We start from the raw sequence: 11,096 nt of genomic DNA, 5'->3' as shown, positions 1-11,096 counted from the left end.
TTTGCGGTTCACGACAAGGGCGAAGCACGAAGCGCAATCGAGCAACGCGAACATAAAAGCCCCCTCACGAAACCAAATTACAAAAAAAGCCCGCATGGTGAAAACCAGCGGGCTTTTTGGCGTTCAAAACTAAAAATAAAACAAAGAAGTGTAGTGGCATGTGGTGCGGAGCAGCATTCAAAAGGGATTGAGAATCAGGTCGATAAGAAGAACTTTCGCAGTTGCGAAATGATTTAGGTCAAGGAGATACACCTCAAACCTGTGCTAGCCATTACCTCAACAGGTGTAGGCAGGCCATGCAGGACCAACTTATCACGCTGGCCTTTTCTCAAGGCCGTTCCAACGAATGTTCCGATCTTCAGATACCCAGGCATGTGGTTAGTGCTAACAACCACCATCGCCGGGCCGGAAACCGATATTCTTCAAAATCCAACGCTCATTGTCTGTTGCCGGTTCTAGCCGGGCAACACGCAACTCTTCGCTCAATTTTCCCCTTAACCGAACCGGCTACCAACGAGGAGACGTCATGTTGAACGTTTGCGGGTGCCTCGTCCACATCAACCCGGACATTGCCAATCAGGTCATCGCCGAAATCGAAAGTATGACCGGCTGTGAGGTCCATGCTCACGATAACGGGCGCCTCGTTGTCACCGTTGAAGACATCGAAGGCAAAACGGCCTCGGATCTGATCATGGATCTTCATCAGGTGCCGGGCGTCCTGACCGTCACGCTTACCTACCACCAATTCGAACCGAACGGCCCCAGTGAGGCCGCGGCCCCTGCGCTCTGAGGAGGCGATAACATGACATTAGATACTTCCCGTCGTACTTTTCTGAAAGCAACCGCGGCGGCAGCAACAGCGTCAGCCGCTGGTATCGCTTTGCCCGAAGGCGCTGCTGCGCAGGTTGGTAAGCCCGATATCCGCTGGGACAAAGCCGCCTGCCGCTTTTGCGGAACCGGCTGTTCCGTCCTGATCGGTACCAAAGACGGTCGTGTTGTTGCGACACAGGGCGACCCGGAGGCGCCGGTCAACCGGGGCCTGAACTGCATCAAGGGCTACTTCCTGTCGAAAATCATGTACGGCAAAGATCGCCTGACGACGCCGATGCTGCGCAAGACCAACGGTGTTTATGACAAGAATGGCGAATTCACCCCGGTTTCCTGGGATGAAGCTTTCGACATCATGGCTGACAAGTGGAAAGCGGCGCTGAAGGAAAAGGGGCCCGAAGGCATCGGCATGTTCGGCTCCGGTCAATGGACCGTCTGGGAAGGATATGCAGCCTCCAAGCTGATGAAAGGGGGGTTCCGCTCCAACAACATCGACCCGAATGCACGCCACTGCATGGCATCGGCCGTTGCCGGTTTCATCCGGACCTTTGGTATCGACGAACCGATGGGTTGCTACGATGATCTTGAGCACGCAGACACGTTCGTGCTGTGGGGCTCCAACATGGCGGAAATGCACCCGATCCTTTGGTCCCGCCTGACCGACACACGTTTGACCAAACCGGGTGCGGAAGTTCACGTTCTCTCGACATTTGAGCATCGTTCCTTCGAGCTTGCCGACAATGGCATGATCTTCGTGCCTCAAACGGATCTGGCAATCCTCAACTACATCGCGAACTACATCATCCAGAACGACGCGGTGAACTGGGACTTCGTCAACAACCACGTCAATTTCACCAAGACCAATACAGACATAGGCTATGGCCTGCGTCCGCAACACGCGCTGGAACAGGCAGCTGCCAACCCGGCGCATGAAGGCAAGCACGGCAAGATCGAGAAGATTTCCTTCGAAGAGTACAAGGAATATGTCTCCGAATACACATTGGAGAAAGCTTCTGAGCTGTCCGGTGTTCCGGCGGCAAAACTCGAGCGCCTGGCCAAGCAATATGCCGACCCGAACCGCAAGGTGATGTCCCTGTGGACGATGGGTTTCAACCAGCATACCCGCGGCACCTGGGTCAACTCACTGATGTACAACGTGCATTTGCTGGTCGGAAAGATCTCCGAGCCAGGCAATTCGCCGTTCTCGTTGACAGGCCAACCATCGGCATGCGGCACCGCCCGTGAGGTCGGTACCTTTGCCCACCGCCTGCCGGCGGACATGGTTGTTGCGAAGGAAGCGCATCGGACATTCTCCGAAGAGAAGTGGAAACTTCCCAAGGGCCTGTTGAACGGCAAGGTCGGGGCTCACGCAGTGTTGCAGCACCGCAAGCTGAAGGACGGTGATATCAACGCCTACTGGGTTCAGTGCACCAACAACATGCAGGCCGCTCCCAACATGAACGAGGAGGGATACCCCGGTTACCGGAACCCTGACAACTTCATTGTTGTTTCCGATCCGTATCCGACAGTCACTGCCTTGTCCGCAGACCTCATTCTGCCAACTGCCATGTGGGTGGAAAAGGAAGGTGCCTACGGCAATGCGGAACGCCGCACCCAGTTCTGGCGCCAGCAGGTCCAGGCTCCTGGTCAATCCCGTTCCGACGTCTGGCAGGTCATGGAGTTCTCCAAGCGCTTCACTACGGATGAGGTCTGGCCCGCCGAAATTCTCGACGCCAACCCGCAATACAAGGGCAAGACCCTGTTCGACGTGCTGTATGCCAATGGGCAGGTGGACAAGTTCCCGCTGTCGGAAACCGCCGAAGGCTTCGGCAATGACGAAAGCGAATATTTCGGTTTCTACGTCCAGAAGGGACTGTTTGAGGAATACGCCGCATTCGGCCGTGGAAAGGCCCATGATCTTGCGGATTTCGACACCTACCACAAAGCTCGCGGCCTGCGTTGGCCGGTGGTGGACGGCAAGGAAACCCTCTATCGCTTCCGCGAAGGCTACGATCCGTATGTCAAGAAAGGCGAAGGGGTCAAGTTCTACGGCAAACCGGATGGCAAGGCGAACATCATCTTCGCTCCGTACGAACCGCCTGCGGAAGTCCCGGATGCAGAGTATGACCTGTGGCTGATCACCGGCCGTGTTCTGGAACACTGGCATTCAGGCTCCATGACGCGCCGCGTGCCTGAACTTCACCGGTCTTTCCCGTCAGCAGTCGTCTACATGCATCCGGAAGATGCCAAGGAGCGCGGTCTGCGCCGTGGTCAGGAAATCTCCATCTCGACCCGCCGGGGCGATGTCTTGAGCCGCGTCGAAACCCGGGGCCGCAACAAGGTACCGCGCGGTTCGGTGTACTATCCCTGGTTCGATGAAAGCCAGCTGGTCAACAAGCTGACGCTTGATGCCACCTGCCCGATTTCCAAGGAAACCGACTTCAAGAAATGCGCCTGCAAGGTGCAGCGCGCCTGATGAACTAGGCAGAGAAAAGCCATGTCCGCCGCAAAGACAAACCCGAAGAACCCTGACCGCCGCCGCTTCTTGAGCGACACGGCGCGCGGTGTTGCGGGATGTGCCTTGGCGGGCATGGGGCTGGCCTGGCTGGCAACGGGCGCGCGTGCGCTCCCGGCGACAGCCATCCGGCCACCCGGTGCGCTGGCGGAACAGGACTTTCTGTCCGCCTGCATCCGTTGCGGCCTTTGCGTCCGCGATTGTCCTTATGACACCCTGAAACTGGCGGAACTCGGTACTGAAGTTCCGTCGACGGGAACGCCTTACTTCACGGCGAGAGATATTCCCTGCGAAATGTGCGACGACATCCCTTGCGTCGCCGCCTGTCCGACGGGAGCGCTCGACAAGGGACTTGAAACGATCGATGACGCGGACATGGGGGTCGCGGTACTGATCGATCTCGAAAACTGCCTCAACGCACTAGGTCTTCGTTGCGACGTCTGTTATAGGGTCTGTCCGCTGATCGATGAGGCGATCACGCTGGAGCAATCGCATAACCCGCGCTCCGGTCACCACGCGATTTTCATGCCGACCGTACACGCCGATAAATGCACCGGATGCGGCAAGTGCGAAAAGTCCTGTGTCCTGCCCAAAGACGCGGCAATCAAGGTTCTGCCGGCCCGTATTGCCAGGGCGGAAGCCGCCGAGCATTACCGTCTTGGATGGGAAGACAACCAGCCAATCGTCGATGAATTGATCGACCTGCCGGATCGTTTACCCGGTCCGGGAACCGATAACCTCGAAGCGCCTGGTGGCTACATCGAGGACTTCAAGCCAACCTTTTCGTTACCGAATGGAGGGGCGGGGCAATGAGTGCCAAGACCAAACTCCCTGTCGGTTCTGAAGCAATCGCGGAAAAGGGCTGGATCGGAGCTCACAAATATCTGCTGCTACGCCGTTTCTCGCAGCTCTTCTTTCTGAGCCTGTTTCTGATAGGCCCCTGGTTCGGCATCTGGTGGGTGAAGGGAAATCTCGCCGGTTCCCTGACCTTCGACGTCCTGCCGCTGACCGACCCCTTCGTGCTGCTGCAATCCGTCGTCACCGGACATATTCCGGAGCTGACGGCCCTCATCGGTGCCCTCATCGTCGGCGTTGCCTATGCCCTCATTGGCGGGCGCGTCTACTGCAGCTGGGTCTGCCCGATCAACCCGGTCACGGACGCTGCGCACTGGCTGCATCAGAAGCTTGATCTGCCCAAGGGCTGGCAGCCCAAGCGGCAGACGCGTTACTTCCTGCTTGCCATGGTGTTGGTCGTCTCGGTTGTGACCGGCACCATCGCATGGGAGTTCGTCAACCCCGTCTCAATGGTTCATCGGGGGCTCATCTTCGGTGTCGGGTTTGCCTGGGCTTTTGTAATCGGCGTCTTCCTGTTCGACCTGATCATTGCCCGCAGGGGCTGGTGCGGTCACCTGTGTCCGGTCGGAGCCTTCTACGGGTTGCTCGGGAACCGCTCGGTCCTGCGGGTGACAGCATCAAAGCGCGCCGCCTGCGACGACTGCATGGATTGTTTTGCCGTTTGCCCCGAGATGCATGTGATCACGCCCGCCCTGCGCGGTCAGGAGGCCGACACGCCAATCATCCTGTCTCCGGACTGCACGAATTGCGGCCGCTGCATCGATGTCTGCTCGGTCGACGTCTTTGAATTTACCCACCGGTTCGACACGCGGCCAAGTTCCGGCCGCGTAAGAGAAAAATCCAGTCTTGCGCCCAAGGCAAACAAAGCCGCTTGAGCAAGCAAAGGAGGTAGTGACATGAGAAAACTAGGCATATTTGGTGTTCTGACGATTGCAGTCCCGCTTGCTGCAGGTGGTATCGCGCTGGCGCAACAGGCCGCGGACAATGATCGCGTTCAGACCTTGAGAGGGGCAGCGGTTGATGAGCATGTCGCGGTTGAGGATATCTTCCGCCCGAACGAAGGCCGCGTTTCACGAAGCTATCGCCAGCAGCCTCCGCTCATTCCGCACAAGACCCAACAGTATCAGATCGATCTTGCTGCCAACGAATGCCTGTCCTGTCACGACTGGACCAATGCCGGGGACAGAGGCGCGCCGACGCTTTCCATGACTCACTATCTCGATCGTGACGGTCAGCAACTCGATTCCGTGTCCGGCACACGCTGGTTCTGCAATCAGTGCCACGTTCCTCAGGTGAATGCGCCGGCTCTGATCGAAAATACTTTCGAAGCATCGAACTGACGCCAAGCTTAAAAGGATCACAAAATGGCTGACCATGAGAATCAAGCCAAAAAGCCGGGTCTCCTGAAGCGTTTGTGGCGTTTTATCGCCAGGCCGTCGGTTTCTCTTTCAGTGGGCTTTCTGACCCTCTGCGGCATCGTTATCGGCGTCCTGTTCTGGGGTGGCTTTCACTGGGCTCTGGAAATGACGAACACGGAGACTTTCTGCATCAGCTGCCATGAGATGCGGGACAACGTGTTCGCCGAGTATCAGGGCACGGTTCATCAGAACAACAGCTCGGGCGTGCGCGCAACTTGCCCGGATTGTCACGTTCCGAAAGAATGGGGACCGAAGCTGGCCCGCAAGATCGCCGCGACGAAAGAGCTTTACGGCCACTTTGTCACGCGCTCCATTTGGACGGAGGAAAAGTTCAAGGATCAACGTATCCATCTTGCCTCCAACGAATGGGCCCGCATGAAGAAGACCGACAGTCAGGAGTGCCGGAATTGCCACGCGTTCGACTACATGGACTTCACTCAGCAGGAAAACCGGGCGGCGCAAAACCACCAGAAAGCATTGGATGACGGCTTGACCTGCATCGACTGTCATCAGGGCGTCGCTCACGATCTGCCGCCGAATTACCTGGAAGCTTACCGCGGCGTTGTCACCGAGCTGGTCGAAAGTGGCGAGATCGAGCCGCAAAAGCGCGACATCGAGGAAGCCAAGGCTTCGATGAAGCAGTAATTCGCGAGCCGAATTTAGAAAGGGCGCCGTTTGAGGCGCCCTTTTTTGTTGCGGATCGACCATCGGTCGGAAAAACGATGCGCCTTTGTAGAGCAAAGGCCGGCGTTTCGGAGCGTCCCGCTGCTGCTTCAGTTGGAACAACAAGACAAGTTTGTGTCCGTATGGAACGGGCAGGCCAGTCCCTTTTCCGGTTAGAGGGAAGGTGTTGAATGTAAAACAATTGATGGGATTGGATTTGATCGATCTGAGGCGACTAAGTAAAACCGAAAGAGGATCGCACCTGTCAATGGTGACCGGCCGGGAAAGACCGCAACCTTCCCTGTGGCGCCTGAGAAAGTAAGCAGAATGAACAAGCCCTATTGGAACTTGTCGCCTCTGGAGGAAGAGGTCAGCCGGGATCTGGTATTCGAGATATTCGTTCAGTCCGGTTTTTCCGATCTTGAGCTGGCGGCAGTCATTTCGGTTCTGCGCGCTGCCAATGAAGTTCTGAACCGCGACCAGTTTACCTGGCACATCACGTCTGACACACCCGGGCTTATCACCAGCAGTTCGGAACTGCTCGTGCGTGCGCATCCAACAATTGGCGATCAATATCTGCGCGATTGCCTGATCGTCGTCGGAGGACGGGAGTGCAGGGCGGAGGGTTGGATGAGCCGGTTGAGGGCGATGCAAAAACTCCGAAATCCGGTTGTTCTCCTCTCGGATGCTGCCCGGGAATACATCAAGTCGGTCAGAACTCTGGATGGACCTGCAACGACTCATTGGCGTGACATTGCCTTGCTACATGAAATCGGGACTTTTCCGACACTTTCCGAACGGTTGGTCGAGAACAATTCCGGCATTTTGACCTGTGCCGGTCATGGTCACACGATGGAAACCGTGATCGGCATCCTGTCGGATGTTCTGGGGCCGCAGGAATGTGCGGAGATCGCCAGTTTCCTGATGCTGGACAACATTCGAGGCTTTACCCAGGAACAGCCAAGAGGAACGAGCTACAACCCCAACTTCCTGGAAAAAAGGCTGCAAAAGGCCATTCGCATCATGGAGACCAATATCGAGCAACCTCTGCGCCTTGCGGATCTCGCCGATGAGGTCGGACTTTCAGCTCGCCATCTGGAACGCCTTTTTACCGTCTATCTCAACACCTCGCCGGCGAAGCTCTACAAGAAGATACGCCTGAAAAAAGCTCAGACGCTCATCACCAACACGCATATTTCTCTGATAGAGGTCGCGATCGCATGTGGCTTTCTGTCGACAGCCTCTCTTTCCCAGGCCTATAAGGCGGAGTTCGGTGAAACGCCCAACCAGTTGCGGAAAAAGAAAAAATAGCTGCCGTCCGCCACCTGTTTCTCGTTTTGCATCGCGTGTCTTCCGGCTTTTTTACGGATTTTGCCCGCAGGTTCGAAGTCCCGCGAACGACGCTACTCGACACCGGCTGCGATTTGACAAGGCTCGGAACGCCTGCAACTCATTCCCACATGTGTGACAAGCTTAGTTCCTTCGATTCCGGGCTGCCGGTCCTTCCGGCCGCCATTTCCTTTCTCGCCTCTCGGCGCAAACTCGCATTGAAAGCAACATGACTGATATCCGGCACATAGCGCGACTGGCGAACGTTTCACCTGCGACGGTTTCGCGTGTTCTCAATGATCATCCTCATGTGAACTCGAAAACCCGGGACCGGGTAATGCGGATTGTGCAGGAGGAAAACTATCGTCCCAATGCACTGGCCGCGAACCTGAGAAGGAAGGTTTCCGACGTAATAGGATATTTCCAATTCGATCGACCGACGTTGGAAAACAGCCGGATGGCGCAACGGGTGGAAACAGTTCTGTTCGAGGCCGGTTTCAAGACATTTCATTGCAATGCCAGCGGAACCGCGGAGCGCAAGGCCTTTTACCTTGAGGAGATGATCACGCGAAAAATCGCCGGTGCGATACTCCATGCAAACGCCAATCTGGAGCAGGCGATAGCGGCTGCGGAGAAGCTGGAAAAAGCAGGTATTCCTGCGCTTCTTCTTGGAACCGAAGTGCCTCGAACGGGTGTCAGCACAGTCAGTGTCGACTACCGACAGGGCTGGGAAACAACAATAAACCACCTCGCAAGATTAGGGCATCGCAAGGTTGCCTATCTGGAGCAGAACGAAGGCGATTGGACGGCGCAAATGCCGCACTTTTCATCCGAAACAAGCATTGTCACAATTCCGCTCGATGAGGAACTTCCCTTGAAGGCGGGTGTTGAACATGCGCTGACGGAACTCAGGGAAAAACACGGCGACGCGACAGCCTTGTTTTGCGGCAGCGAAAATGTCGCCATGACGGCGATTCAGTTGCTTTCGAGATTGGGAACAAAGGTTCCTGAGGACATGTCCGTTGTCTGCCTGAGCGGGACCGGCTTCGGCCGAATGGTTTTTCCCAGTCTCACCGTTGTAAATCTGCCTGTGCAGGAACTTGGGGAGATGTGCGCGCATCAGCTGCTGAACCGGATTCGGCAACCAGATCGGGCGGCTGTGAAAATTCGCATTGAAAGCCAACTTGTTGAGGGTGGGTCGACAGCGTTGGTAAACTTGAAAAAATAGCAGAAATTATGAAATCCTTTTCAATTTGATGAGTGCGTTTCACAGCTTTGAAATTCACTTGTTCAAACGAAGCGTGTCCGTTTTGTAAACAAAAACGTTGATTCTGTGCGATTCTGTTCTTATGGTTTTCGTCAAGGGCTACGGCTCTGCCGGTGAAAACGTCACTAAACTGACGCAAAAGAGCAATAAAAACTGAAAAGCTTTTCAAAATTGGAAGCCTGTTGCCGGGTGATCGAAAGGATTGAACAGATGAAAAACAGACCTCTCCTGCTTTCAGTGGCCCTGGCGGGGTGCCTCGCTTCCGGCGGGGCTCTTGCGCAAGGTGCTTGTCAAAGTTTTCAGGAGGCGCCGATGCTTGCTGAGAAGGTGGCGGCGGGTGAGTTGCCGGGCATCGGGGACCGTCTGCCGGCCGAGCCGCTGGTTGTCGCTGCGGCTGAGGTAGGTTCCTATGGCGGAGTGATGAAGGATCTTTTTACCGGGTCGCGTCTCGGTGACTACCGCCACTATGGTTATGACCCGCTGGTGCGCTGGAGCCCCGATGGATCGGAAATTCTTCCGAATGTAGCCAGCAGCTGGGAAGTCTCCGCCGATGCCACGACTTACACCTTTCATTTGCGCGAAGGTATGAAATGGTCGGACGGGCATCCCTTTGCCGCGAAGGATATCCAGTTCTGGTGGGACAAGGTCGAGACCAATCCGGACATCATGGTCAAAGGGCCACGCAACATCTTCGTCGTGAATGGCGAGCAGGCCAAGGTCGAAACGCTGGACGACTACACGATCCGCTTTTCCTGGAGCAATCCGAACGGCAATTTCCTGCTCGATCTGGCAGGACCTTACGGTCAGCGCGTTGTCCAGTTCCCGGCTCACTACATCGCTCAGTTCGACCGCAATCTGAACCCGGAAGGTGTCGCCAAAATGATGGCGGATGCCGGGACGGAGGATTACTCCAGCTGGTGGATGGGCCGCGTTGGAACTTATGGCAAGAAGGCTGAGCAGAACGATCCGGACCGGCCGACGATACTGGCATGGGTCACCACGGAACCTTTCATCGGCAGGCAATATTTCGAATTGTCGAGAAATCCCTACTACTTCAAGGTCGATTCCGACTGCAATCAACTGCCTTATATAGATACCCGCAGCTACAATCTGGTACCCGACCCGGAAGTTCAGTTGCTGAAGACGATGGCAAGCGAGTTCGACTACTCCCTGCCGAACATCTCGGTTCCGCAGAACAAGGGAATTTTCTTCGAGAACATGGAACGCGGCAACTATCGCTTCGCGAAAGCGCAAAGCTGCGACTACAACAACATGTTCATCGAAATGCCGTTTAACCATCCCGATGCGTTCAAGGCCGAGTTCTTCCAGAACAAGGACGTCCGGATCGCTCTTTCGGTGGCCATCGATCGTCAGGGTATCATCGATACGGTCTATCTGGGGCAGGGGATGCCGTATCAGTCCGCGGCGCGGCCGACATCTCCTTTCTACAACGAGCAGCTCGCAACCCAGTACACGGACTATGATCCGGAACGGGCCAGTGAAATTCTTGACGGTATCTATCCGGAAAAGGATTCTGACGGATATCGCCTGGGGCCGGATGGCAAACGCATCAGTGTATCCATGATCGCAGAAAACTCTTTCCGTGCGGAATGGGCGGATGTCCTGCAGATCATTGTGCAGAACTGGGCTGACATCGGCATTCATCTCAATGCGGAAGCGGTCGGTCATGAGATCTACGAGACCCGTCGCCTTGCTCGCGATCGCGAAATGCAGGTATGGGCTGGTGAAAACGGTTGTGGCCAGTTGCCGACCGTCAGTCTTGATCGGTTTCTGCGCTACCAGGGGAACTGGGACAACTGGATTGTATGGGTGAGCGAGCACATCGCACCTCAGCCCTTCACGATCGAAGGGGTTGAGGCCGTCGAGCCGCCTGCCGAGATCAAGCGCCTGTTTGAGATTCAGGCGGTGATGCCGACCAAGGCAGGAGCCGAACGCGATGCTCTGATGGCCGAATTCATGCAGACCATGGCCGACGCGTTCGTCAACATCGGGACGGTTCTGCCAGAGGGTAATTACCGCGTGGTCTCCAACCGGATCGGTAACGTTTACGAGCCGATCACGGAAGGCTGGCTCTATCCCGGTCCCGCGCCGACCAACATGGAATCCTGGTTCATCAAGAAATAAGGTTCCAACCCAGGTGGAACCTCACAAGGCATGCGGGGAGGCAACCTCTTCCCGCATGCCCTTCTCAAGCCAATCT

General features: G+C 56.0%; 10 protein-coding genes. All 10 read left to right on the top strand.

Annotated elements, in window-relative coordinates; translation table 11 throughout:
- Positions 1–237, top strand: a 237-nt coding sequence (locus tag ABLQ08_RS22840) for a hypothetical protein (protein ID WP_352946836.1), incomplete at its 5' end; no start/stop codon positions are given.
- Between the two features lie 289 nt (positions 238–526).
- A complete protein-coding gene (locus ABLQ08_RS22835; protein WP_352946833.1) occupies positions 527–790 on the top strand; it encodes a chaperone NapD in 264 nt (87 codons plus the stop codon).
- A gap of 12 nt (positions 791–802) precedes the next feature.
- Entirely contained in the window at positions 803–3,304 is a 2,502-nt protein-coding gene (gene napA / locus ABLQ08_RS22830; RefSeq protein ID WP_352946831.1) for a nitrate reductase catalytic subunit NapA, read from the top strand.
- 21 nt (positions 3,305–3,325) lie between these two features.
- Positions 3,326–4,156 (top strand): ferredoxin-type protein NapG, encoded by an 831-nt coding sequence (gene napG, locus ABLQ08_RS22825; RefSeq protein WP_352946829.1) that lies wholly within the window; start codon positions 3,326–3,328, stop codon positions 4,154–4,156.
- Positions 4,153–5,073 carry a quinol dehydrogenase ferredoxin subunit NapH gene (gene napH / locus ABLQ08_RS22820; RefSeq protein WP_352946827.1) on the top strand — a complete coding sequence of 307 codons (921 nt, stop codon included), beginning with the start codon at positions 4,153–4,155 and terminating at the stop codon, positions 5,071–5,073. The genes napG and napH overlap by 4 nt, the downstream gene beginning before the upstream one ends.
- A gap of 21 nt (positions 5,074–5,094) precedes the next feature.
- Positions 5,095–5,538, top strand: coding sequence for a nitrate reductase cytochrome c-type subunit (locus ABLQ08_RS22815; RefSeq protein WP_352946824.1), 444 nt, complete (start codon positions 5,095–5,097; stop codon positions 5,536–5,538).
- Positions 5,539–5,562: 24 nt separating this feature from the next.
- Positions 5,563–6,261 carry a NapC/NirT family cytochrome c gene (locus tag ABLQ08_RS22810; RefSeq protein ID WP_352946822.1) on the top strand — a complete coding sequence of 233 codons (699 nt, stop codon included), beginning with the start codon at positions 5,563–5,565 and terminating at the stop codon, positions 6,259–6,261.
- A gap of 345 nt (positions 6,262–6,606) precedes the next feature.
- Complete coding sequence (locus ABLQ08_RS22805) at positions 6,607–7,590, top strand: GlxA family transcriptional regulator (protein ID WP_352946819.1); 984 nt, start codon at positions 6,607–6,609, stop codon at positions 7,588–7,590.
- 247 nt (positions 7,591–7,837) lie between these two features.
- Positions 7,838–8,836: a LacI family DNA-binding transcriptional regulator gene (locus tag ABLQ08_RS22800; RefSeq protein ID WP_352946816.1), complete on the top strand. Its 999-nt coding sequence runs from the start codon at positions 7,838–7,840 to the stop codon at positions 8,834–8,836.
- A gap of 351 nt (positions 8,837–9,187) precedes the next feature.
- The gene (locus tag ABLQ08_RS22795; protein ID WP_352946814.1) at positions 9,188–11,020 is read left to right on the top strand and encodes an ABC transporter substrate-binding protein; all 1,833 of its coding nucleotides are present in this window, start codon (positions 9,188–9,190) and stop codon (positions 11,018–11,020) included.
- Positions 11,021–11,096: the final 76 nt, after the last annotated feature.

This window comes from Roseibium sp. SCP14 (genome assembly GCF_040329475.1).
Taxonomy (GTDB): Bacteria; Pseudomonadota; Alphaproteobacteria; order Rhizobiales; family Stappiaceae; genus Roseibium.
Note: the sequence above shows the minus strand (reverse complement) of the source record. Positions and strands in the feature narration are given on the sequence as shown.

What these genes read in the sequence shown, in the direction of transcription:
- ABLQ08_RS22835 (WP_352946833.1), top strand. Translation starts at nt 527, where the DNA reads ATGTTGAACGTTTGCGGGTGCCTCGTCCACATCAACCCGGACATTGCC.
- napA (WP_352946831.1), top strand. Translation starts at nt 803, where the DNA reads ATGACATTAGATACTTCCCGTCGTACTTTTCTGAAAGCAACCGCGGCG.
- napG (WP_352946829.1), top strand. Translation starts at nt 3,326, where the DNA reads ATGTCCGCCGCAAAGACAAACCCGAAGAACCCTGACCGCCGCCGCTTC.
- napH (WP_352946827.1), top strand. Translation starts at nt 4,153, where the DNA reads ATGAGTGCCAAGACCAAACTCCCTGTCGGTTCTGAAGCAATCGCGGAA.
- ABLQ08_RS22815 (WP_352946824.1), top strand. Translation starts at nt 5,095, where the DNA reads ATGAGAAAACTAGGCATATTTGGTGTTCTGACGATTGCAGTCCCGCTT.
- ABLQ08_RS22810 (WP_352946822.1), top strand. Translation starts at nt 5,563, where the DNA reads ATGGCTGACCATGAGAATCAAGCCAAAAAGCCGGGTCTCCTGAAGCGT.
- ABLQ08_RS22805 (WP_352946819.1), top strand. Translation starts at nt 6,607, where the DNA reads ATGAACAAGCCCTATTGGAACTTGTCGCCTCTGGAGGAAGAGGTCAGC.
- ABLQ08_RS22800 (WP_352946816.1), top strand. Translation starts at nt 7,838, where the DNA reads ATGACTGATATCCGGCACATAGCGCGACTGGCGAACGTTTCACCTGCG.
- ABLQ08_RS22795 (WP_352946814.1), top strand. Translation starts at nt 9,188, where the DNA reads ATGCTTGCTGAGAAGGTGGCGGCGGGTGAGTTGCCGGGCATCGGGGAC.